Below are 22,802 nucleotides of genomic sequence, written 5' to 3' on the forward strand. Positions count from 1 at the left end.
CCCGAGGGGAGAGGGGCTTTACGCCGCGTCGCGCGGATGCGCCACGACGGCCTGGCGTTGCTCGCCCAGGCCTTCGATGCCCAGCCGCATCACGTCGCCCGGCTTCAGGTACACCTGCGGCTTCTGCCCCAGGCCCACGCCCGGCGGCGTGCCGGTGCTGATCACGTCGCCCGGCAGCAACGTCATATAGCGGCTGATGTGGCTGACCAGCTCGGCCACGCCGAACACCATCGTGCGGGTGCTGCCGTTCTGGTAGCGGTGGCCGTTGACCTCCAGCCACATCGACAGGTTCTGCGGATCCGGCACCTCGTCGGCGGTGACCAGCCACGGGCCGATCGGGCCGAAGCCGTCGCAGCTCTTGCCCTTCACCCACTGCCCGCCGTGCTCGAGCTGGAACGCGCGCTCGGACAGGTCGTTGATCACCGCATAGCCGGCGACATGCGACAGCGCCTCGTCCACCGACACGTCGCGCGCGGTATCGCCGATCACCACGCCCAGCTCCACTTCCCAGTCGGTCTTGAGCGAACCGCGCGGGATCGTCACGGTGTCGTTGGGGCCGCTGATCGCGCTGGTGGCCTTCATGAACAGCACCGGCATCTCCGGCACCGCCATGCCCGACTCGGCGGCGTGGTCGGCGTAGTTCAGCCCGACGCAGATGAACTTGCCGACGCGGCCGACGGCGGCGCCGTAGCGCACCTCGCCGTCCACCTGCGGCAGCGTGGTCGGATCGAGCTCGCGCAGCCTGGCCAGGCCGGCGGCGGTGAGATGCTCGCCGGCGACGTCGTCGATCACCGCCGAGAGGTCGCGCAGGTGGCCGTCGGCATCGAGCAGGGCCGGGCGTTCGTGGCCGGGTTCGCCGTAACGCAGCAGTTTCATGGGGAAATCCTCTGTCGAAAAGGGGAAGGCGCGGTCAGTTCGACCAGCCGCCGTCGATGATGTGGGTCTGGCCGGTGGTGAACGAGGAGTCGTCCGAGGCCAGGTACACCACCAGCTGCGCGATCTCGCGCGGGTCGCCCAGGCGGCCCATCGGCTGGCGGTCGGTGAAGCTCTTCCACACCGCCTGCTCGTCGCCACCCAGCGCCTTGACCCGCTCGCCCAGCGACGGCGTCTTGATCGTGCCCGGGCAGATCGCGTTGCAGCGGATGCCCTTGGCCACGTAGTCGGCGGCGATGGCCTTGCTCAGGCCGATCACCGCCGCCTTGGTCACGCCGTAGGCAAAGCGGTTGGGCACGCCCTTGATGCTGGACGCCACCGAGGACATGTTGACGATGCTGCCGCGGCCCTGCGCGAGCATGCCCGGCAACACCGCCTGGCACAGGTAGTACATCGCATCGACGTTGATCGCGAACGAACGCTTCCAGGCCGGCGCGTCGCAATCGAGGATGCTGCCCTGGTGCACGTAGCCGGCGCAGTTGAACAGCACGTCGAAGGTCGGCTGCGCCGCCACCAGCGCCTGGATCGCGGCGGGATCGGTGACGTCCAGCGTCTGCGTGACGATGCCGTCGGATTCCGCGGCCAGCGCCTGCAACGCGGCGGCGTCGATGTCGGTGGCCAGCACCTGTGCGCCTTCGCGGGCGCAGGCCAGCGCGCTCTCGCGGCCGATGCCGGCGCCGGCGGCGGTGATCAGGCAGCGCTTGCCTTGCAGACGGCCGCTCATGCGCGGCTCCCGAAAATGCACGCGAAGGTGGTCATGGGGCGGGACTCCAGGTGGGGGAGGAAGCAATCGGATCGGACAGGCGATAGACGCGCCGCGCAGTGCCAGCGAACACCGCCTCGGCGTCATCGACGGCATGCTGCGCGACCCAGGCCTGCGCCAGCGCCATCCACGCGGCGTAGTCGGCGCGCTGGGTCAGCACCGGCCAGTCGCTGCCCCACAGCAGCCGCTGCGCGCCGAAGCAGGCGAACAGGTGCGCCACGTAGGGGGCAAGCGCAGGATCGTCGATGACGGCGCCGGCCGGCAGTTCGGTGAGCAGGCCGGACAGCTTGCACACCACGTTGGGGTGCTGCGCCAGTTGCGCCACGCCGTCGGCCCAGGCCTGGAAATCTGCCCCGCCGATGGACGGCTTGGCGGCGTGGTCCAGCACCACGCGCAAGTGAGGGTGGCGCTGCAGCCGTGCCAGCAGCGCCGGCAGGTGCGGCGGACGCACCAGTGCGTCGAACGCCAGGTCGTGCTGCAGCAGCGCGTCGAACGCCGCATCCAGCTGCGGCCGCGCCAACCACTGCGGATCGGCCAGGCCCTGCACCATCGGCCGCAGCCCCTTGAGGAGGCCGGCGCCGTCGGCGCACAGCGCGGCGATGCGCGCGGCGACGTCGGCCGCCTCGAACTCCACCCAGCCGACCACGCCGACGATGCGCGGCTCGGCCCGCGCCAGTTGCAGCAGGTAGCGCGTTTCCGCCTCGCTCTGCGCCGCCTGCACCGCCACCAGCGCGGTCACGCCCTGCGCGTCGAGCGTCGCGGCCAGGTCCTCGGGCAGATAATCGCGGTACAGCACGCCCAGGTCCGGGGTCAGCCAGGCATAGTCGCCACGCGCCAGGCGCCAGAAATGCACATGGGCGTCGATGATGGTCACGGCGTCGGCACCGGCGCGCGCAGCAGGTCGTCGTCGCGCAGTTGTTGCCACAGCGCCGCGGGAATCGCCGCGCGCAGGCGCGTGGCGGCGCTGGCCACTTCGGCCGGCGTGCGCATGCCGGCGACCACCGCGCTCACCGCAGGATGCGCAAGCGGGAACTGCAGCGCCGCCGCGCCTACGTCCACGCCGTGTGCCGCACAGGCCGCGAACAGGCGCTGCGCGTGCTGCAGCGTGGCTGCATCCACCGGTGCGTAGTTGTAGGTCTCGCCCGGCCCGCGCGCGTCGCTCAGCAGGCCCGAGCTGTACGGCCCGGCGACCAGGATGCCGATCTGCCGCTGCAGCGCCTGCGCCATGATCCGCTGCGCGGCGTGCTGTTCGAGCAGGGTGTAGCGGCCGGCCAGCATCACGCAGTCGAGCGGGAACAGCGGCATCAGTTCCACCGCCACGTCTTCCTCGTTGACGCCGATGCCGATCGCCCGGCACGCGCCCTGCGCCTTCAGCGCGGCCATCGTCGGCAGCGCTTCGTCCAGCGCCTGTCGCAGCATCGCCGGATGGCGCTCGCCGTGGGTCAGGCGGCCGATGTCGTGCAGCAGCAGCACGTCGATGTGATCGGTGCCGAGCCGTTGCAGGCTGCTCTCGAAGGCACGCAGCACGCCGTCGCGGCTGTAGTCGAACTCGGCGCGGCGCCCGGCCACGGCGAAGCCATCGCGCCCGGGCGCGGCCGCGGCATCGTCGTAGACGCAGCGGCCGACCTTGGTCGAGAGCGTGTAGCTGGCGCGCGGCAGCCCGCGCAGGCCCTGCCCCAGGCGTTGCTCGCTCAGCCCGTAGCCGTAGTACGGCGCGGTGTCGAAATGGCGGATGCCGGCGGCATAGGCGTCGGCCACCGCGGCCAGCGCCACCGCGTCGTCCACCTCGGCGTACAGATTGCCGATCGGCGCGGCGCCGAAGCCCAGGGTGGACAGCTGCACGCCACTGCGGCCCAGCGCGCGCGGCGCCAGGGCGGCGTCGGCGGCGACAGCGCTCAGCGCCATGCGCGCACATCCGGAACGACGGCCACAGCGGATCGCCCACGGACGCGCGAGGGACGGAAGTGGCTGGGGTCACGCATGGCACGCCTCTGCCCGGGGTCGGGCGCGATGAAGGAAGGCCGCAGCATGCACGCCCGGGATGGCGATGGCACGGCGACTGTTCGCATATGAATATAGCAATCACAAGTGAACAATCAACCTGCAGCGCAGCAATTCCGCTCGGCGTTCGGCCGCGCCAGCCGGCGTATGGCGGGGCCGACGTCCGCCCGATGGCACTCGGCGCCCCTGGATTCCGCGGCGTCGGTGGCGGCGCATGCCACTGGCACGCCGAGGACAGTGGGATGGCGCGAGGACGTGATCCACAGGTCCCTTCGCCCCGTGCGCCTCCGACGGTCTGCTTGCGCCGATAGGCTCAGCGCGCAGCCGGCCGCGTGCCGAAGGCCAGGCGGGTCGCCTTGCGGTCGAACTGCAGCGCCACGCGAATGCGCCCCTCGGTCATCGGCCGCACGATCCAATGCACCTGCGCCTTGCCGAAGCCGGACGTCACCACCGGAATGGCCAGGAACCCGCTCGGTCCCGGCCCGACGCAGTACCAGAACGCATCGGCGGTCTGCAGCGCGGCATCCGGCGCGATCGAATACACGTGGCCGTCGCTGCTCTCGATGGTCTGCCTGGATCGCTTGACCACGGTCAGGTCGCTGCCGCGCAGCGGGCCATGCGCGCCAGGAAACGCCTGCGCGCGGAACGAAGCCTCCAGCAGGTCGGTCACCTGGCGGCGCCCCATGCGATACACCGCTCCGATCAGCGTTGCGGCGCTGCCGAAAAAGACGATCGCGATCGCCGCACCGATCGCGTAGGACAGCCACATCAGCCGTCTCCGCTCATGGCCGCGCCTGCACCGCAGGCGGCTGTGCGCAGGCATCCGGGCCAAGCACCAGCGCCGACAGCGCGGCCGGCCGCTGCAGCAACGGCAACGGGGTATGCGGCTGCAACGCGGCCGGCAAGGTGTAGCCCCAGGCCACGCCGGCAAACGCGATGCCGGCCTGGCGCGCGGCCTCGGCATCGCGGATCTCGTCGCCCACGCACAGCGCCCGCGCGGCGGGAACGCCGCAGGCACGCAGGCTGGCGCGCAGCTTGCGGCGCTTGCCCAGCACCGCCGCGCCGCAGCGCACGTCGCGGAACTGCGCGAGCAGCGCGGGGCCGAGCACCCGCGCGACGTTGGCGCGGCTATTGGACGTAACCAGGGCCAGGTGCACGCCGGCCTGCGCCAACTGCGCGAGCAACTCGGCGACGCCGTCGAACAGCGCGATGCGCTCGATCTGCGCGCTCATCAGCGTGCGCATGCGTTGCGCCACCGCCGGCACCCGCCACCAGCGCAGGCCGCTGCGCGCCATCAGCTCGCGCGCGCTCAGGCTGCGGATTTCGTCCAGTCGCTCCACGTCGAAGCGGCGGAAGCCGAATTCGTCGGCGACGCCGTTGATGGTCGCCAGGAACCAGGGAAACGAGTCGGCCAGGGTGCCGTCGAAATCGAAGATGACCAGATCGTAGTGGCGCATGCGGCGCCAGCATGCCGGAGCGCTGGAGTCGGCGCCAGCGGCGAGCGTGCCAATCGCGATGGCAAGGCGCACGCATCGGCCCGTCTTTCATCCGTCCTTGGCATGCGCTTCACCCGCACGCGCTGCCATGGCGCGCACGCTGGAGCGCCATCGCACGGAGAGGCTCATGCACATGCAATCCCCCAATCCTGGCCAGGACCCGCAGCAGCCACCGAACGAGGTGCCGGGCCAGGTGCCGAATCCGGGCGTGGATCCGACCCCGGACCGCCCGATCGATCCGATCCCCGACCAGCCGACCGATCCGACCATCCCGCCGATCCAGGACCCGGTCGGCGACGTCGACTCCCCGGTGCCGGGTCCGCGTGGGCCGACGCAGTACGTCTGAATCCTTCGCCGTTGCCGGGAGTGCGCGCAGGCTCGGCCGCAGCGGCGTTTGAACGACGGTGAGCGGCCTTTCGCGAGAGCGCCCGGCGCGGCGGAAGCCGCTCGCACAGGGAAGGGGCAGGACACCTTGTGGGAAAGGCACCCTTGTGGGAGGGACTTCAGTCCCGACGACGGAAGGTGTCCATCGGCTTTCGATTTCGCGTGTCGCAGCGGCATCACCGCTGACGCCCACCAGGTTCGGTGCGGCGGCTGGCGACTGCCGCCTTCGGCAGTCGCCTCGCACAGGGAAGGGGCAGGACACCTTGTGGGGGGGGACTTCAGTCCCGACGACGGAAGGTGTCCGTCGGCTTTCGGTTTCGCTTGTCGCGGCGGCAGTCGCAGCGACGAACAACGCCTCGGCCCACAGATGCAAAGGAGCGGACGCAGCCCCCGACTGCCCTGCGCGACCGCCTCAGCGAATCCGGAACCCCATCGTCGCCTCCACCGCCTGCTGCCAGCCGGCATACAGCGCTTCGCGACGCTCGGCCGGCATGTCCGGCTCGAAACGGCGGTCCACCGCCCATTGCTGGGCGATCTCCGCACGGTCCTTCCAGAAGCCGGTGGCCAGGCCGGCCAGGTAGGCCGCACCGAGCGCAGTGGTCTCGGCCACCTCCGGGCGCAGCACCGGCACGTCCAGGATGTCGCTCTGGAACTGCGCCATGAAGTCGTTGGCGATGGCGCCGCCGTCGGCGCGCAGTTCCTTCAACTCGATGCCCGAGTCGACCTGCATCGCGGTCAGCACGTCGCGCGTCTGGTAGGCCATCGACTCGATCGCGGCGCGGATGAAGTGCTCCTTGGTGGTGCCGCGGGTCAGGCCGAACACCGCGCCGCGGATGTCGCTGCGCCAGTACGGCGCGCCCAGGCCGACGAAGGCCGGCACGAAGTACACGCCGTCGTTGTCGCCGGCACGCTCGGCGTAGGCCTGCGAGTCGCTGGCCTTGCCGAGCATGCGCAGGCCGTCGCGCAGCCACTGCACCACCGAACCGGCGACGAAGATCGCGCCTTCCAGCGCGTACTCGACCTTGCCGTCCACGCCCCAGGCGATGGTGGTGAGCAGGCCGTTCTTCGACGCCACCGCCTTCTCGCCGGTGTTCATCAGCATGAAACAACCGGTGCCGTAGGTGTTCTTGGCCATGCCCGGTTCGAAGCAGGCCTGGCCGAACAGCGCCGCCTGCTGGTCGCCGGCGATGCCGGCGATGGGCACCGCATGGCCGTAGAAATACTGGCCCTGGGTGTTGCCGTAGATCTCGCTGGACGAGCGCACCTCCGGCAGCATCGAGGCGGGGATGTCGAGCAGTTGCAGCAGTTCCTCGTCCCAGCGCAGCTCGTGGATGTTGTACAGCAGCGTGCGCGAGGCGTTGGTGTAGTCGGTGACGTGGACCTTGCCGCCGGTGAGGTTCCAGATCAGCCAGCTGTCGATGGTGCCGAAAGCCAGTTCGCCGCGCTGCGCGCGTTCGCGCGCGCCGTCGACGTGGTCGAGGATCCACTTGACCTTGGTGCCGGAGAAGTACGCATCGATCAGCAGGCCGGTCTTGGCCCGCACCATGTCCTCGTGGCCGTCGGCCTTGAGCTGGTCGCAGATGTCCTTGGTCTGCCGCGACTGCCAGACGATGGCGTTATAGATCGGCTGGCCGGTGGCACGATCCCACACCACCGCGGTCTCGCGCTGGTTGGTGATGCCGATGCCGGCGATGGCGCTGGCGTCCACCTGGTGGTTGTTGAGCAGCTCGGTGATCGTGGTGTAGACGCTGGTCATGATCTCGCGCGGGTTGTGCTCGACCCAGCCCGGCTGCGGGAAGATCTGCGAGAACTCGCGCTGCGCCATGCCGACGATGCGGCCCTGGCGGTCGAACAGGATCGCGCGCGAGCTGGTGGTGCCCTGGTCGATGGCCAGGATGAACTGCTTTTCCATCGGAGACTCCTGCAGGATGCACGCCGCGCGCACGGGCGCGGCGCCAACGGGGAATTAGGGAGGCGCGCACGCCGCGCGCGGAAACGAACGCGCTGCCGGCGCGCTAGCCGCGGCGCGCGGCGGCCTGTTCTTCTTCCAGCGCTTTCACCCGCGCCGGCAGGAACGGATAGATCAGCCACTGGTAGGCGGCACCGCCGATCACGCCGCCGATCAGCGGGCCGACGATCGGGATCCACCAGTAGTTGTCGGCCGACGGCAGCGCCGAGGAGCCCCAGCCGGCGACGTAGGCGAACAGGCGCGGGCCGAAGTCGCGGGCCGGATTGATCGCCCAAGCTTCCAGATAACCCATCGAGGCACCGATGGTGGCCACCAGCAGGCCGATGATCAGCGCACCGGAATTGGCGGTGGGCGCGGCCTCGTTGTAGCGCTCGGTGATGGCGAAGATGCCGAAGATCAGGAACGCGGTCAGGATCACCTGGTCGCGCAGCGCGTGCATCGGCGTGATCGCCAGGCCGGGCGCGGTGAAGAACACCCCGGCCGCGCCGCCGCCGGCGCGGGTGAGATGCTGGGCCTGGTTGTAGTGGTCGATCACTGGCGCGAACAGCAGGTAGACGATCCACGCGCCGAGAAACGCACCGATCACCTGCGCCACCCAGTACGGCAGCACCTTGGGCCAGGGGAAGCCGCGGTACAGCGCCAGCGCCAGGGTCACCGCCGGATTGGCGTGGGTGCCGGACACCGAGCCGGTGACGTAGATGGCGATGGTCACCGCCAGGCCCCAGGCGATGCACACGCCCCAGTAGGCGTGCTGGTAGGGGCTGGGGTCGTAGAGCACGTACATGCATGCCACCGAGCAGCCGAAGGCGATGATGATCAGCATCGCGATCGCCTCGGAAATCAGTTCGCCCACCAGTTGCCGGCTCATGCCCATGCCTCCCGGCCTGCCGTCGTTGCCGCTGTCGATCCACCCATGCCTGCCACCCTCCACGGTTGCGTCCAGGTTCCTGCGCCGCGGCGGGGGCCGGGCGCAGCGCGATTGTGCACGCGCCGCCGCGGCCCGAACCGGGCCGGCGGCAGCGTTTTGATCATGCCGGTGCCGCGGCCAGGGTGGCGGGCGCCTGTTGCAGGTAGGCGACCAGGCGCTGGCGTCCGGCGGGGTCCACGCGCAGGCCGAGCTTGCTGCGCCGCCACAGCAGGTCCTCGGCCTCCACCACCCATTCGTGCTCGCGCAGGTAGTCGACCTCGGCCTGGTACAGGTCGGCGCCGAAGTGCTGGCCCAGGTCGTGCAGCGAGGCGGCATCGCCCAGCAGTGTGTCCGCGCGGGTACCGTAGTTGCGTGCCAGCCGCTGCGCGGTGGCCTCGGCCAGCCACGGCCGCGCCGCGCGCAACTCGCGCGCCAGCGTGGCGATGTCGTTGCGCTCGCCGCCCGGCAGCGGCGCACCGTGCGCGGTCCAGGCCGGCGCCTTGCGCCCGGCATGCGCGGTCAGCCGGTCCACCGCCTCCTCGGCGAGCTTGCGGTAGGTGGTGAGCTTGCCGCCGAACACATTGAGCAGGGCCGCACCATCGCGCGTGTCCAGTTCCAGCAGGTAGTCGCGGGTGACCTCGGCAGCGTTGTCCTCCTCGTCGTCGAGCAGCGGGCGCACGCCGCTGTAGCTCCACACCACGTCGTCCGGGGCGATCTGCTTGCGGAAGTAGCGGTTGGCCGCCTCGCACAGATAACGCGTCTCCTCGCCGTCGATGCGCGGTGCGGCCGGGTCGGCGTGGTAGTCGACGTCGGTGGTGCCGATCAGGGTGTAGTCCTGCTCGTACGGAATGGCGAAGACGATGCGCCGGTCCGGCTGCTGGAAGATGTAGGCATGGTCGTGTTCGAACAGCCGCGGCACCACGATGTGGCTGCCCTTGACCAGGCGCAGCGCGTGGTCGTGGCCGACGTGCGCCACCTCGTCCAGGAACTGCACCGCCCACGGACCGGCGGCGTTGACCAGCGACCGCGCGCGCAGTTCCTCGCGGCGGCCGTCGGCGTGCTGCAGTTGCACCTGCCACACACCATCGACGCGGCGCGCGCCGACGCAGCGGGTGCGGGTGAGGATGCGCGCGCCGCGCTGCGCGGCGTCCATCGCATTGAGCACCACCAGCCGCGCGTCCTGCACCCAGGCGTCGGAATAGACGAAACCGGTGCGGAACTCCTCGCGCAACGGCGCGCCCACCGGGTGCGTGCGCAGCGCCAGGCGTCGCGAGCCCGGCAGGGTGCGACGGCCGCGGCCCAGGTGGTCGTACAGGAACAGGCCGGTGCGGATCATCCACGCCGGGCGCAGGTGCGGCTGGTGCGGCAGCAGGAAGCGCAGCGGCCAGATGATGTGCGGGGCCAGCCGCAGCAGCACCTCGCGCTCGGCCAGGGCCTTGCCGACCAGGGCGAACTCGTACTGCTCCAGGTAGCGCAGGCCACCGTGGATCAGCTTGGTGCTGGCGCTGGAGGTATGCGCGGCCAGGTCGTCGCGCTCGCACAGGCACACCGACAACCCGCGGCCCACCGCGTCGCGGGCGATGCCCACGCCGTTGATGCCGCCACCGACCACCAGCACATCGTAGGTCTCACGCATAGCCGACTCCGGAAGTGTCGTGTCCGGCTCGGCAACAGTGGCCGAGCGCAGAACTGAGGACGAAAAGATCGTAAACGAACATTTCCGAACATATCACGCTGCACTGCAGCGTGGCGTCGACGGCATCCTGCAAACCGGCCGTAACCGGCCAGCGGCTTAGCTCAGAGACAGCCGGGCGGGCGCGCGGGGCCGCTGCGGCGCGATGACCGCGCCACATCACGCAACATTAACGAAACAATCCGAACACACGCCCTGTGGCCACCCCGGCGGCGGCAAGGCCGGTCTCGCTCAGTCCGCGGCCGCATCCAGCGCCGGCGCGCCCCGGTCGGCCGCATCGCCCTCGGCGACGAACACGCGGGTGCCGGCCGCCTCCAGCACCGCGGCCAGCTCGGCCGGCGGCGCGCGGTCGGTGAACCAGGCGTGCACCCGCCCGATCGGTCCCAGCCGGACCATGGCGTTGCGACCGAGCTTGCTGTGGTCGGCAGCCAGGAACACCTGCCGCGAGTGCTCGATGATCGCCTGCGCCACCCGCACCTCGTGGAAGTCGAAATCCAGCAGGGTGCCGTCCGGATCGATGCCGGAGATGCCGATCACGCCGAAGTCCACCTTGAACTGGCGGATCAGCTCGATGGTGGCCTCGCCGGTGACGCCCTGGTCGCGGCCGCGCACGCGCCCGCCAGCCACCATCACCTCGAAGCTGGGGTTGGCGCTCATCATCACCGCGACGTTGAGGTTGTTGGTGATCACGCGCAGGCCGCTGTGGCCCATCAGCGCGCGCGCCACGTCCTCGTTGGTGGTGCCGATGTTGATGAACAACGAGGCGTCGTCGGGAATGTGCTGCGCCAGCAGCGTGGCGATGCGCCGCTTCTCCTGCGCCTGCAGCGACTTGCGCGCCGTGTAGGCCAGGTTCTCCACGCTGGACGGCAGGCTCACCCCACCGTGGTAGCGGCGCAGCACGCCGGCCTCGCACAGCAGGGTCAGGTCGCGGCGGATGGTCTGCGGCGTCACCTCGAAGCGCGCCGCCAGCCCTTCCACCTCGGCATAGCCCTGCTGGCGCACCAGCGCCACCAGTTGCTCCTGGCGCGGATTCAGCGCGGACACCGCGCTCGGCTTGGGAATCGAATGGTCCATGCATGGATGATGGCGCATGCGCCCACGGATGCAACCGCGCCGCGTGCACACCCTCGGTGAACCGCAGCCATGGCCCGGGCCTGCGCGGTCTACGCGCCGATGCGGGCCAGCGCCTAGACTAGCGCCCCTCGCCGGGCCTCCCGCACTCCCACACCCGCCATGCTCAACAACGACATCCTGCGCTCCATCCGCTACATGCTCGACCTGAGCGACCAGAAGATCGTCGATCTGGCGCACCTCGCCGATCCCGCATTCCCGATCGACAAGGCGCAGATCCCGGCGTGGCTGAAGAAGGAGGACGAAGACGGCTTCGTCGAATGCAGCGACGCGGTGCTGGCGCATGTGCTGGACGGGCTGGTGTTCCACTACCGCGGCCGCGACGAGAGCCTGCCGCCGCGCCCGGTGGAAGCGCGCATCACCAACAACGTGGTGCTGAAGAAGCTGCGCGTGGCGTTCCAGCTCAAGGACGTGGACATGCACCAGATCTTCGACGCCGCCGGTTTCCCGGTGTCCAAGCCGGAACTGTCGGCGCTGTTCCGGCAGCCGGAGCACAAGAATTTCCGCCTGTGCGGCGACCAGTTGCTACGCAACTTCCTCAAGGGCCTGACCCTGCGCGTGCGCGGCGCCGGCTGAGCCGCGTCCTTGGCTGCACCAGGGCGCGGCCGTCGCCGCGGGACCGGTCTTCCACACGCCGGCCATCGCGAATCGGTAGGATGCGCGCATTCCGCCACCGTGGCGGCGCGGCCGGCTTCCGGTCCTGCCGCCTCCCGTTTCGTTCCGAGGGTCCCCATGAAGCTAGAGGCGCTGTTCGACCAGTTGCACACCCTGCCGACCATTCCCCAGGTGGCGCAGGACCTGATCCTGCAGTTCGATGCGCCGGGCACCAGCCTGGACGCGGTGGCGCGCAACATCGAGCGGGACCCGGTGATCGCGGCCAAGGTGCTGCGGCTGGCCAATTCGGCGCGCTTCCGCGGCGCGCGCGACTCCACCACGGTGGAAGACGCGGCGCTGCGCCTGGGCTTCAACACCTTGCGCACCCTGGTGCTGGCCTCCTCGGTGACCGGCGCGTTCCATGCCCCGGCGCATTTCGACCTGCGCGCGTTCTGGCTGCACAGCTTCGAAGTGGCCGGCGTGTGCCGGCTGCTGGCGCGGCAGAAGGGCCTGGACGCGGAGACCGCGTTCACCTGCGGCATGATGCACAACATCGGCGAACTGCTGATCCAGACCGGCGCGCCCGACTACGCCGCACAACTGCACCCTGACGCCTCCTCCAGCGGCCGCGCTGCCGACGAGACCGTGCAACTGGGCTTCGGCTACCCGGAAGTGGGCGCCGAGCTGGCGCGGCGCTGGCACCTGCCGCAGGTGATCCAGACCGCCATCGCCTTCCAGGCGCGGCCGCTGCAGGCCCCGGAAGGCGAGCCGATGCCGAAGGTCGTCGCCCAGGCCGCGCTGGTCGCCGACGCGCTGGAGCGCCACGGCGGCGCCAACGACCAGGCGCGGCAGGCGGTGACCGGCCCGTTGCTGGACGACGTGGATCTGGACGCGTTGTTCGCCGCGCTGCCGGACGTGATCGAGGCCGATCGTGCGTTTACCGAGATGTTGAAGTAAGGGAAGACGTGCCGCCGCGTCGGTCACACCGCCCGACGGCATAGCGGGAAACTGCGTCTTTCCGATTCTGCCGTACCCTCATCCGGCGCTACGCGCCCCCTTCTCCCGGTGGGAGAAGGGGTGGTTTGCGGCGTTTGCCACCGCGCGAGGGCGTCGGCGGCACCGTGGCGGCAGCGCGCGGCTTGCGCGCTTTCGGCGTCTTGGCGGTTGCCGTTTTTGTTGCGCCTTTCTTTTTTGTTGCCGGCGCTGGCGTCGTCGACTTCGCCTTGGTCCTGGCCGTCGCCTTGTCCTTGGTTCGCGCTGCCGCCTTCTCCGCCAACGACGTCGCGCCAGATGCGGAGGTGCGTGTGGTCTTCTTCGCCTTGGCGCCCTTCGTGTTTCCTTCAGCGCCCGCGTCACCGCGCTTCGGCTTCGCCGGCGACGCAGCTGCACCGCGGGCCGGCGCCGCGCCCAGAGCGACCCAGGTCGGCGCATGGTCGCTGGCATGCGGCAGGTCGCGCACCCAGCGGTCCACGCCAGCATCGCGCAGGCGCGCGGCCAGCGGTGGATTCAGCAGCAGGTGGTCGATGCGCAGCCCGGCATCGCGCTGCCAGTGCTGGCGGAAATAATCCCAGAACGTGTACACGCGGCGCTCGCCGTGCACCTGGCGCAGGCTGTCGGTCCACCCCTGCGCCAGCAGCTCGGCATAGGCCTGGCGGCTTTCCGGTTGCAGCAGCGCATCGCGCCGCCATGAGGCCGGGTTGTAGATGTCCGCATCGGTGGGCACCACGTTGAAGTCGCCGATCAAGGCGACCGGATGCGGCAGCGCCACCAGGTGCTGCGCATGCCGCTGCAGCCGCGCGAACCAGTCCAGCTTGTAGTCGAACTTCGGCCCTGGGCGTGGATTGCCGTTGGGCAGGTACAGACAACCGACCAGCACGCCGTGCGCCATCGCCTCGATGTAGCGGCTCTGGGTGTCGCGCGGATCGCCGGGCAGACCGCGCCGGCTCTCGACCGGATCGCAGCCCCTGGCCAGCAGCGCCACGCCGTTCCAGCTCGACTGCCCCATCCACACCGCGCCGTAGCCGGCGGCATGCAGCTCGGCCAGCGGAAAGCCGGCATCCACGCTCTTGAGCTCCTGCAGCCCGACGATGTCCGGCGCCTCGCGCTGCAACCACTGCAGCAGTTGCGGCAAGCGGCCGCGGATGCCGTTGACGTTGTAGGTGGCGATCTTGAGCGTCTTCATCCAGAGCGCCTGCAGAACCTGCCATCACCTTGGCCCCGCTACCCTCGTCGCATCGTGAAAACGGGAGCCGCCGCATGACCCCGCTCGACAGACCCCTGCGCCGCGCACTGGAGATCGGCGGCGTGCACTACACCCTGACCGTGGACCCGGACGGCCTGAAGCTCACCGAGAAAGGTCGTCGCAAGGGCCTGGACTTGCGCTGGAGTGCGCTGGTCAGCGGCGACGCGGCATTGGCGACCGCGCTGCAGGCCTCATTGGCCGATCGCCCGGGCAAACGCTGAGCGCGAGCGCGGCCGGCGACATGCCCGGGCCACGCGGGCAGGCATGGCCACCGATGGTGCTATCGTCGCGCCATCGGCAACCAGCAGGGAGCGGGCGGATGCGCAAGCGCAGCGATGATGCGTTCGAAAACGGGCACACGCGCCCCCGGCACGCACGATGGGGCATGGGCGCGCTGCTGCTCGCCCTGCTGCCGCTGGCGGCTTACGCCGCGCCGGACGTGCCGGACAGCCTGCGTGTGTCCAGTACCAACACCTACGCCGCGGGCACGCCCGAATGGCGGCAGGTGCGCGATTGGCTGGCGCAGCATCGGCCATCGGACGCCGGCCCGGCGCGGGCCCAGAACCTGGAGCGACTCGGCCCGCTGGTGCTGACCTACGCACGTGCGCTGCACGGCGTGCCGACCCAGGCGCCGGTAGCGCTGCCGCTGCCCGACCAGGGCGCGCCCGGCGACAGCATCGCCATCGCCAGCTGCATCGACGGCCTGCGCCAATCGTGGATCTACGGCGTTGAGGAAGCATCCATGCATGACTGGACGCTGACATCGTTCGCCATCTCACAGCGTGCGGACTGCACACAGGCGACAGCGCGTGCTGAGCCGGCGACCTCAGCAGACTCTGCAGGCGCGGCATCGGCGCACCGCTAGTCACTTGCCATGGCTCGGTGAGCGCGGTTGACTCGCAGGAGCGGCTTCAGCCGCGACGAACGAAGCAGGCCAGCCATCCGTTCCTGAAAGCAGTCGGGACTGAAGTCCCCCCACAGTGCCCCCAGCCAGCACATCGCCAGTCCCTGTGGGAGCGGCTTCAGCCGCGACGCGCGGAGCAAACAGCACGCCGGACCGCAAGCAGGTCACCCGTGGATGCTGAAGTACACACGCCTCGGCTACCATCGCCGCGGGCGCGCCGCCGCGCGTGCCGACCGTGTCCTCACCTGCGATCCCGATGCCTTCCGCTTCGCCTCGACATGCTGCAGACGCCCCGACTGGCCGCGTGCGCGCCATCGTCCGACTCGCCGTCTGCATCGCGGCCAGCGTGCTGCTGATCCCCCCGCAGTGGCTGCTGATGCGCTTCACCCGCGGCCGCGCCGCGTTCGTGCTGCCGCGGCTGTGGTTCGGCTGCCTGCGGCGCGCGTTGGGCATTCGCGTCGAGGTGGTGGGCACGCCGCGCGACGCGGGCGGCACGCTGTTCGTCGGCAACCACATCTCCCACTTCGACATCGTGGTGCTGGGCAGCCTGCTGCGCGCGCGCTTCATCGCCAAGAACGATATGGAACGCTGGCCGGGCATGCGCCACATCGGCGCGCTGGCGCAGACCGTGTTCATCAGCCGGCGCCGCCAGGATGCGGCCGCGGTGGCCGCCGCCGTGGCGGCGCAACTGCGCCCGGATCACGACGTGGTGCTGTTCGCCGAGGGCACCACCTCCTCCGGCGAGCGCGTCGCGCCGTTCAAGTCCAGCCTGTTCTCGCTGTTCCTCAGTGCCGATCCCGACGCGCGGCACTGGACGCTACAGCCGTTCACGCTGGAGGTGCGCAGCGTCGATGGGCAACCGCTGGCGCAGGGCGGCGATCGCGATGCCTACGCCTTCTACGGCGAGATGCAGGCCGGTGCGCACGTCGCGCACTTCCTGCGCCTGTCCGGTGCGGTGGTCAGGGTGACCTTCCACGCGCCGATCGCTGTGGCGCCGGGCAGCGACCGCAAGGCGCTGGCTGCGCAGTTGCACGGCATCGTGGCGTCGGCGCTGCCCAGCGCGCCGGCGGATGCCGCTGCGGCCTCGTAGGCCGCCACTACCCAACACTGGGCGCGCGCTTGGGCAGCGCACGATGACGCGTCAGTGCGAGGTGTCCGGCGCTACCGGCTCCGGCAGGCGCACCACCGCGTACTGCTTGCGGAATTCCATGGCGCCCAGTGCCGGCCAGGTCTCGGCATAACGGCGCAGGCAGGCCACGCCGTCGGGAAAGTCCTCGCCGTTGACCCGGCAGTCGGCCGCGACCTCGCCGTCGGCGTCGCGCGAGGCGAACAGACGGATCCCGAGCATGCGCTGATCCCGCTGCAGCAACGGCATCAAGGCGTCCAGGCTGTTGGTGAACAGGCAGCACGGGCAGAACGCGTGCTCCGTGTCGTCGCCCGCCGCGGCCCGCGCGGCGTCGCCATTCATGTGCGCCACCGGCCCCAGCACCACCGTGCGCCGCAGCGCCGACTCGGCCGTGGCCGAGGCGGGGAACTCCATCTGCAGCGTCATGCAGCGCGCATCGGCCGGCGCGGCCACCGCCTCCGACAGCGCCACCAGATCGGTGCGCGCCCAGGTCGTGAAGCCCGAAGCCAGGCTCGCGTCGGTGTCCTCGCCGATGGAATGCTGGAACTCGACGATCCCGTCGGGGAACAGGCTGCGGTGATGCACGCGAATGCAGCTGGCTGTGCGCACGCCCTTGCGCAATTCGGCCAGATCCACCAGTTCGGTGAGCAGTTGCAGGCCGTTGCCGAGCGCGACCACCTCGTCGTGCAGGGTCGCCGCATGCCCCTCGCGCTGCAGCACCTGCAGCAAGAGCTGCTGCAGTGCATGGCGCGGCTGCGCCTCGGGCGCGGGCTCCGGCGCTGCAGCCTCGTGGGTGGTATCGGCCCCGCGTGGCGAGGTGCGGGACAACAGGCGTCGCAGTCGATCGATCATCCTTGCTCCAGGGCGTCCAACGCGCCATTGATCGCCGGAAGTATGCGCAGTCGCCCGCGGCCACGGCAACCGGCGACGCCACGCCGCCCCGGCGACCAGCGGGCCATGGAACGGCGCCAGGGGCCTTGGCGTCTCTCGCGTCGCACGCCAACCGCAGCACATCCACGGCCACCGCGCCGCGTCTCGCAGCGGCGGACGGCCCCCGGTGCAGCGGCCATCGGCGCGCCGCACCGACACAGCGTCTGTCAGCGCCTGGCCGCCTCGCACAGCTTGCGGTTGAACCAAGTGGACTTGGCGATCGGCAGGTAGGCGTCCCAGTCGCTGGGCGGCAGCATGGTGCTCTGCTTTTCCAGTTCCGCCTGGAACGAGGCCTCGTCGTGGCTGCGGCCGGCCAGGGTGCCGTCCAGCGTCGCCAGGCATTCCTGCGGCCGGCCCAGGCGCAGCAACGTGATGGCGCGGTCGTTGGCGAAGCGGTCGCGATCGAGCCAGTTGAGGAAGCCGCCGCACTCGCCTGCGAACGCCTGCATGCCGGCAAGCGCCTTGTCGTAGCGCTTGCCGCGATAGTCCTGCAGATACGCCTCGCGCCGCCGGCTGCTGGCCGCGGCGGTACAGCCGGCCGGCAACTGCAGGTAGTCGCCCTCGAAGCTGGCGCGCATGCCGCAATAGTCGCGGCAGCTCTCCTCGGTCAGCGCGGCCACGTTGAACCCGCCCGGCACCGGCTTGAAGGCGAGCTTGCACGGCACGTCGCCAGCGTCATTTACCTCCGCCTTGTCGCCCTGCAGCGTGCCCGACAGCGAGCAGGTGTGGCCGTTGGCGCCGACCGACAACAGGTCGAACTGGCGCGCCCCACCCTTGTCGGTGACCCGCATGCTGCCCCAGCCTTCCTTGGTGCTGTATTCGCCGGGGGTCGGGCCGGCCGCCGCCGCGGTGAACGCCACCAGCCCCACCAGCATCGCGCTCCATCCGTATCGCCGTGCCATCGCCTGTTCCTGCCTTCGATCAGAGCCGGCAAGTGTGCGGCATCGCCGCGGCGGCGGACCAGTACCGATATCGCATCCCGACAGCAACGGCCTGTGCGACTCAGCGCAGCGGCACGCGCGAGCGGAACTCGGACAGAAACAGGCCGCGGAGCCACCGGTGCGCCGCATCGTGCTCCAGGCGCGGATGCCACAGCATCGATACGGTGATGGGCTCGGTGACCACCGGCAGCGCGAACCTGCAAGCAGGCTCGCGCAGCATGTCGGGCTGCGCCGCCATGAACGAGGCCGGCACCAATGCGATCAAGTCCGAGCCGCGCGGCTGGGTGCGCACCGACATGGGCGGGCCGCAGGCGCGCCTGTCCATCGACGACAGCATCTTGCCCCTGCTCGACACCATCGATGCCGCCCACGGCCGCGGCGGCCTGCACTACCTGGATTACCTGGGCCGCGTGGTGCCGTGGTAGAGGACGCCGCGTGATCGGCCGCAGGCCTGCATCGGCGAAGCTTTCGATCGATCGCGCCGCGCCTGCAAGGACGAACCGCGGCTCAGCCGGCGTCGGACAGCGCCAGGGCCAGCGCCGCATCCTCCGACAGCGGCCGTGACAGGAAATACCCCTGCACCAGATCGACCTGCAGCTCGCGCAGCGCGTCCAGTTCCTGCGCCGTCTCCACACCTTCGGCCAACACCTGGGTGCCGATCTCGTGGGCGAAGTTGGTCAGCCCCTTGGCCAGCGCGCGGCGGCTGCGGTCGGAATGGATGCACTGGGTGATGCTCATGTCGAGCTTGATGACGTCCGGCTGCAACTGCAGGATGTGACGCATGCTGGCGTAGCCGGCGCCGGCATCGTCCACCGCCACCTGCGCGCCGCGCTCGCGCAGCGATGCCAGCGCCTGCGCCAGCGTCTGGTAGTTGCGCACGATGGCGTGCTCGGTGATCTCCAGGGTCAGCCGCGCCACCTCGGCATCGGCGCCCAGCACGCCCGCCAGCGCCGCGGAGGTCATCAGTTCCGGCGACAGGTTCACGCTGAGCCGGTACTGCGGCGGGAACCGCCGCAGATGGGCCAGCGCCTTGGCCAGCACATGCAATTCCAGGCGGATGCCGACCCCGGCCAGCTCGGCCTGCTGGAACCATTGCGCCGGCCCACGCTGCGGCGCCACGTCGAAACGGGACAGGCACTCGAATCCATGCAGGCGCAGCTCCTGCAGCGCGAATACCGGCTGGAACACGATGCGCGGCGCGCCCGCGGCCAGCGCGCCATCGATCTCGTCGATCATCGCCTGCCGTTCCAGCTTGTGCGCCTCCACCTCGTGCAGGCGCAGCGCGAAGATCTCGGCGAACGCACGCAACATGCCGATGTCGCGCTCGCCCAGATCGTGCCGCGGCAGGAAACTGAAGCAGCACAACGTGCCGTAGATCCGCCCTCCCACCTGGATCGGCACGCTCATGTGCGCACCGATCGGAATCTCCTGCGTCGCCGGAATGCACTGCGCCGCCGGCAGCAGCGAGGTGTCGGGGATGAGTTGCGGCAGCTCGCCCTGCGCCACGCCCATACAGTAGCCATCGGCGAACGGCAGGATCTGGCCCTCGTGGATCGGCCCGTCGGGCGGCCCGTCCACGTGATCGAGCACGCGATCGGTCTTGCGGAAGCGCGACAGGAACGCCACGTCCATGCCCAGATGCCGACGCACCACGCGCAGGCAGCGGCGCAGTTCGCGGTCGCTGATCTCGCCCGACAGCAGCTCGAACAACGGATGCGGTGCTGGTAGATCCTCGGTCGACGCCATCCCGCTTCTCCCCTGAAAGCGTTGCGGCCCGTGCGGCGCGCACCGCGCACGGCGCTGCGCCGTAGGCGAGGTGATCGAGCGGCCGGAACCCGGACCTTCCCCGTTGTCCAGCGGGCGACACGTCCGTGTCATTCGACTCTAAAGCGTGACGTATAGCCGCGAAAGCGCAGGCCCGTTCAGGAATCAAGCTGTCTACGGCAGCGACCGCTTCGGTGAGTCCGCCGCCGCGAATCCAGCCAACGGGCGGGCGACCACCGGCGCTGGAGTGATCAGGCATGGTGGCCGACGCCGTGTCGTCGATGGAATGGGCGGCCGGGCTCGCGCATGCCGACGCTGCGACCAGGCGGTGCACGTCACCCTGCCGGCGCGCGCGCCCAGCGCATCAGACGTAGACCATCAATCCCAGCAAATCCAGCGCGGCATGCGCCACGATCGCCGGCCACAGCCGCCCGGTGCGCGCCACCCACCAGCCCAGGATCAGCCCTATCACCACGATGGCGATGGTGCCGACCGGCCCCTGATAGAGGTGGTACGACGCGCGGATCGCCACGCTCACGTTCACCGCGAATGCCGGGCTGTGCCGCCGCTCCAGCGCGCGGATCACGTAGGCGCAGACGAACACTTCCTCGAAGATCGGATTGAGCAGCGAGACCAGCACCACCACGCCGGCCGACAGCGGCCCGGCCACCATCGCGTCCATCGACGGATTCACCTCGGCCGCCACGCTGTCGTTCAACAGGTTCAACGGATAGGTCGCCACCACGCAGGCGGCCAACAGCGCCAGGCCCACGCCGATGTCGCGCGCCTGCCACTGCAGCCCCAGCACCTGCGCCGTCCAGCCACGGAACCACAGCGTCGGCAGCAACAGCGCCAAGACCAGCAGCTCGTAGAACACCATGCCCCACAGGCTCGCGTCGGAGAACGCAGGCGCCGCCACCGGCGCCAGCACCGCCAGCGCACTCCAGTAGATCGGCAACCCGAACGCCACTGCCGTGACCAGCAGTAGTTCACCCCAACCGCCTGACGGTTCCCCACGTCCCTGCATCCACACCCCCCTGTCGTTCGCTGCGCGCCGGAACGGCGTCGTCGCCGCTTCCCACCAGGGGCGTACCGTAGCAGGGTGGCATGACCGGGGACATCGGTGGCGGCGTCATGCGGCGGCGTGCAGTTCAACCCGGCGCGGCGTTATGCGCGCGGCACGGCGCGCATACCAATCCAGTCAAGCTAGTACAGCGCGTCCCGGGTGCGCTGCGGCAGTTCCCGGTCGTAGGTCTCGGCGTCGAACGCGCCATCGGCCAGATGCGCGTGCATGGTGCCGGGGCTGGGCAGGCGATCGCGCGGCAGGTGCCGCGCTGGGTCCCACAGCTGCGAGCGCACGATCGCCTTGGCGCAGTGGAAGTACACCGCCTCGATGTGCACCACGATCACGCTGCGCGGCAAACGCTCGCCGACCGCGAACCGCACCAACAGCTCCGGATCGACCCGGATCTCCGCACGGCCATTCACGCGCAAGGTTTCGCCGATACCGGGAATCAGGAACAGCAACGACAGCCGCGGATCCTGCAGCAGATTGCGCAGGGTATCGATGCGGTTGTTGCCCGGCCGATCCGGCAGCGCCAGCGTGCGTGCATCCAGCACCTGCACAAACCCGGGCGCATCGCCGCGCGGCGAGCAGTCCAGACCCTCGGTGCCGGCCGAGGCCAGCACCACGAACGGCGATGCGTGCACGAACGCCTGGTAGTCGGCGTTCAGGTGGTCGAGTTGCTTGCGCACCGCGCGCTCGACGGGTTGGCCGTATAGGGCTTCGAGTGCGTCGAGGCTGGTGATGCGATGTGCGGGTCGACCCTGCGGCGAGGTGGGCGATGCCGCCTCGCTCGCGACATCCACTTTGGCAGCACCCGCAGATGCAATCGCCGCAGCAAGGACGCTTTCATAAAGGTGCAGACGCAAACGGAACTGAGCGCCCAGCCAACTGATCATCCACAGGAACGCGGCGAACAGCGCCAGAATCGACAGCCATGCAGGCAAGGCCAGAAGATCGCGCCAATTGCGCAGGACGACGAATAACGACAGGCACAATGGCAACAACCCGAGCTTATCCAGGCTGCCGACCAGCAGCCCGAGCTTGGCAGCCAATCGTTCCTGCGACATGCGCGCGTAACGCAATTGGTCTTCCAACACGTCGCGCGGATAGCCCAACAACCACTGCGACAACTTCCGCAGCTCGCCGACATCATGATCGTGTTGCACGATCAACTGTCGCCGCGCTTTGCTGAATTCGTAAATGATGAGCCAAACCGTGCGCAGGAGATACGGCGCAAAGGCGATCGTAAGCGCCAGCCCCACTCGTGACAGGGTCACCATCCACTGCTGCGGTGCAAGCCATAGCAACAGCAGTGACGGCAGCAAACCGATGACGATTCCTACCCATCCCACCGCATTGAGCACGCGCATCCAGCGCGGCGAAGACAATGCAGACACCGGCCCTTCCGGCATCGCCTCGATCTTCTGCTCGAGCAGCGCGAACGTCAGTGGTGGCGAGGCGGCATCCATGGCGGCGATTTCCTTTAGCCAAGCGGGGGAGGCATGGCTCGTGCGGCATCATCCTACTTCTTACACGCTTCACCCAACAGCTGAGATATGGGCGTCACTCGGCCTACTCTCCTCACCACGAGCAGAACATGCTCCAACTTCTTTTCTTTAGGGGCGGGTGGTTGAAATCCGGTGCACCCTGTACCCCGTTATTCCAGCGACGGTGGTGGGCTCTTCCGGATTGCAATAAATATCAACCGCCTTGGACGTCGCATAGAGACTATAAACCAAGGCAATCATATTCTTTTCATTGGAAGGAATGAAGCAATACGACTCCTGCGACATTTGAATAAAGACCGGATTATCACCCTGCCATTCCATGATCGACAGAATTTTGGCTCCACCAAAGTACGTCAAATCACCCGCATTAGCTTGTCCTACCATCAGCAGAAGAAAAAACAAAAACCAGCGCACAAGCCCCCCCTTGAGAAAATAACCCCTGAAAACATG

General features: G+C 69.4%; 25 protein-coding genes. 7 read left to right on the forward strand and 18 right to left on the reverse strand.

Annotation, left to right across the window (positions count from 1 at the left end; genetic code table 11):
- Positions 1-18 precede the first annotated feature (18 nt).
- The 6 genes from CEK66_RS11615 to CEK66_RS11640 form a co-directional block, all read right to left on the reverse strand.
- Entirely contained in the window at positions 19-876 is an 858-nt protein-coding gene (locus tag CEK66_RS11615) for a fumarylacetoacetate hydrolase family protein (protein WP_152237012.1), read from the reverse strand.
- Between the two features lie 34 nt (positions 877-910).
- Positions 911-1,657 (reverse strand): SDR family oxidoreductase, encoded by a 747-nt coding sequence (locus tag CEK66_RS11620; protein WP_152237013.1) that lies wholly within the window; start codon positions 1,655-1,657, stop codon positions 911-913.
- 31 nt (positions 1,658-1,688) lie between these two features.
- Positions 1,689-2,570: an amidohydrolase family protein gene (locus tag CEK66_RS11625; protein WP_152237014.1), complete on the reverse strand. Its 882-nt coding sequence runs from the start codon at positions 2,568-2,570 to the stop codon at positions 1,689-1,691.
- A complete protein-coding gene (locus tag CEK66_RS11630; RefSeq protein ID WP_152237015.1) occupies positions 2,567-3,601 on the reverse strand; it encodes an aldo/keto reductase in 1,035 nt (344 codons plus the stop codon). The genes CEK66_RS11625 and CEK66_RS11630 overlap by 4 nt, the downstream gene beginning before the upstream one ends.
- 409 nt (positions 3,602-4,010) lie before the next feature.
- Positions 4,011-4,466: a hypothetical protein gene (locus CEK66_RS11635; RefSeq protein WP_152237016.1), complete on the reverse strand. Its 456-nt coding sequence runs from the start codon at positions 4,464-4,466 to the stop codon at positions 4,011-4,013.
- Positions 4,467-4,479: 13 nt separating this feature from the next.
- Entirely contained in the window at positions 4,480-5,154 is a 675-nt protein-coding gene (locus tag CEK66_RS11640; protein WP_152237017.1) for an HAD hydrolase-like protein, read from the reverse strand.
- Between the two features lie 166 nt (positions 5,155-5,320).
- On the opposite strand from CEK66_RS11640, the gene CEK66_RS11645 reads away from it, so the two are divergent.
- Positions 5,321-5,539, forward strand: a complete 219-nt coding sequence (locus CEK66_RS11645; protein WP_026143701.1) for a hypothetical protein — start codon at positions 5,321-5,323, stop codon at positions 5,537-5,539.
- Positions 5,540-5,989: 450 nt separating this feature from the next.
- Here CEK66_RS11645 and glpK read toward each other — a convergent pair whose 3' ends face one another.
- From glpK to CEK66_RS11665, 4 genes are all read right to left on the reverse strand, one after another.
- Positions 5,990-7,489 carry a glycerol kinase GlpK gene (glpK, locus tag CEK66_RS11650; RefSeq protein WP_010342417.1) on the reverse strand — a complete coding sequence of 500 codons (1,500 nt, stop codon included), beginning with the start codon at positions 7,487-7,489 and terminating at the stop codon, positions 5,990-5,992.
- A 103-nt stretch (positions 7,490-7,592) separates the two neighbouring features.
- On the reverse strand, positions 7,593-8,414 hold the full coding sequence (locus CEK66_RS11655) for an MIP/aquaporin family protein (protein ID WP_017916383.1): 822 nt from the start codon (positions 8,412-8,414) through the stop codon (positions 7,593-7,595).
- 160 nt (positions 8,415-8,574) lie between these two features.
- A complete protein-coding gene (gene glpD, locus CEK66_RS11660; RefSeq protein ID WP_152237018.1) occupies positions 8,575-10,089 on the reverse strand; it encodes a glycerol-3-phosphate dehydrogenase in 1,515 nt (504 codons plus the stop codon).
- Positions 10,090-10,377: 288 nt separating this feature from the next.
- Complete coding sequence (locus tag CEK66_RS11665) at positions 10,378-11,238, reverse strand: DeoR family transcriptional regulator (RefSeq protein ID WP_343193333.1); 861 nt, start codon at positions 11,236-11,238, stop codon at positions 10,378-10,380.
- A gap of 141 nt (positions 11,239-11,379) precedes the next feature.
- Here CEK66_RS11665 and CEK66_RS11670 point away from each other — a divergent pair, with 141 nt between their 5' ends.
- A complete protein-coding gene (locus CEK66_RS11670; protein WP_017913175.1) occupies positions 11,380-11,853 on the forward strand; it encodes a DUF1456 family protein in 474 nt (157 codons plus the stop codon).
- Positions 11,854-12,009: 156 nt separating this feature from the next.
- Entirely contained in the window at positions 12,010-12,828 is an 819-nt protein-coding gene (locus tag CEK66_RS11675; protein WP_017907477.1) for an HDOD domain-containing protein, read from the forward strand.
- A gap of 88 nt (positions 12,829-12,916) precedes the next feature.
- Here the strand turns inward: CEK66_RS11675 and CEK66_RS11680 are convergent, their stop codons facing one another.
- Entirely contained in the window at positions 12,917-14,053 is a 1,137-nt protein-coding gene (locus CEK66_RS11680; RefSeq protein ID WP_152237020.1) for an exodeoxyribonuclease III, read from the reverse strand.
- Between the two features lie 74 nt (positions 14,054-14,127).
- On the opposite strand from CEK66_RS11680, the gene CEK66_RS11685 reads away from it, so the two are divergent.
- The 3 genes from CEK66_RS11685 (at position 14,128) to CEK66_RS11695 (ending at position 16,107) form a co-directional block, all read left to right on the forward strand.
- Entirely contained in the window at positions 14,128-14,334 is a 207-nt protein-coding gene (locus CEK66_RS11685; protein ID WP_152237021.1) for a hypothetical protein, read from the forward strand.
- Between the two features lie 98 nt (positions 14,335-14,432).
- A complete protein-coding gene (locus tag CEK66_RS11690; RefSeq protein WP_226978582.1) occupies positions 14,433-14,978 on the forward strand; it encodes a hypothetical protein in 546 nt (181 codons plus the stop codon).
- A 343-nt stretch (positions 14,979-15,321) separates the two neighbouring features.
- Positions 15,322-16,107 carry a lysophospholipid acyltransferase family protein gene (locus CEK66_RS11695; RefSeq protein WP_152237022.1) on the forward strand — a complete coding sequence of 262 codons (786 nt, stop codon included), beginning with the start codon at positions 15,322-15,324 and terminating at the stop codon, positions 16,105-16,107.
- A 51-nt stretch (positions 16,108-16,158) separates the two neighbouring features.
- Here the strand turns inward: CEK66_RS11695 and CEK66_RS11700 are convergent, their stop codons facing one another.
- The 3 genes from CEK66_RS11700 to CEK66_RS11710 form a co-directional block, all read right to left on the reverse strand.
- Positions 16,159-16,995, reverse strand: coding sequence for a DUF6348 family protein (locus CEK66_RS11700; RefSeq protein WP_152237023.1), 837 nt, complete (start codon positions 16,993-16,995; stop codon positions 16,159-16,161).
- Between the two features lie 245 nt (positions 16,996-17,240).
- Entirely contained in the window at positions 17,241-17,975 is a 735-nt protein-coding gene (locus CEK66_RS11705; protein WP_193312641.1) for a hypothetical protein, read from the reverse strand.
- A 100-nt stretch (positions 17,976-18,075) separates the two neighbouring features.
- Positions 18,076-18,252, reverse strand: coding sequence for a hypothetical protein (locus CEK66_RS11710; RefSeq protein WP_226977708.1), 177 nt, complete (start codon positions 18,250-18,252; stop codon positions 18,076-18,078).
- On the opposite strand from CEK66_RS11710, the gene CEK66_RS11715 reads away from it, so the two are divergent.
- The gene (locus tag CEK66_RS11715) at positions 18,251-18,439 is read left to right on the forward strand and encodes a hypothetical protein (protein WP_226977709.1); all 189 of its coding nucleotides are present in this window, start codon (positions 18,251-18,253) and stop codon (positions 18,437-18,439) included. The two genes, CEK66_RS11710 and CEK66_RS11715, sit on opposite strands and share 2 nt — an antisense overlap.
- Positions 18,440-18,521: 82 nt before the next feature.
- On the opposite strand, the gene CEK66_RS11720 is transcribed toward CEK66_RS11715, so the two are convergent.
- The 4 genes from CEK66_RS11720 to CEK66_RS11735 all read right to left on the reverse strand — a co-directional run bounded on the left by CEK66_RS11720 (position 18,522) and on the right by CEK66_RS11735 (position 22,766).
- Complete coding sequence (locus CEK66_RS11720; protein ID WP_152237024.1) at positions 18,522-19,760, reverse strand: EAL domain-containing protein; 1,239 nt, start codon at positions 19,758-19,760, stop codon at positions 18,522-18,524.
- 382 nt (positions 19,761-20,142) lie between these two features.
- Entirely contained in the window at positions 20,143-20,748 is a 606-nt protein-coding gene (locus CEK66_RS11725) for a CPBP family intramembrane glutamic endopeptidase (protein ID WP_226978583.1), read from the reverse strand.
- Positions 20,749-20,984: 236 nt separating this feature from the next.
- A complete protein-coding gene (locus tag CEK66_RS20635; RefSeq protein ID WP_226978584.1) occupies positions 20,985-22,313 on the reverse strand; it encodes a pyridoxamine 5'-phosphate oxidase family protein in 1,329 nt (442 codons plus the stop codon).
- A 147-nt stretch (positions 22,314-22,460) separates the two neighbouring features.
- Positions 22,461-22,766: a hypothetical protein gene (locus CEK66_RS11735; protein ID WP_193312642.1), complete on the reverse strand. Its 306-nt coding sequence runs from the start codon at positions 22,764-22,766 to the stop codon at positions 22,461-22,463.
- Between the last annotated feature and the right edge of the window lie 36 nt (positions 22,767-22,802).

The organism is Xanthomonas sp. LMG 12460 (genome assembly GCF_009192895.1).
GTDB classification, from domain to species: Bacteria; Pseudomonadota; Gammaproteobacteria; order Xanthomonadales; family Xanthomonadaceae; genus Xanthomonas_A; species Xanthomonas_A sontii.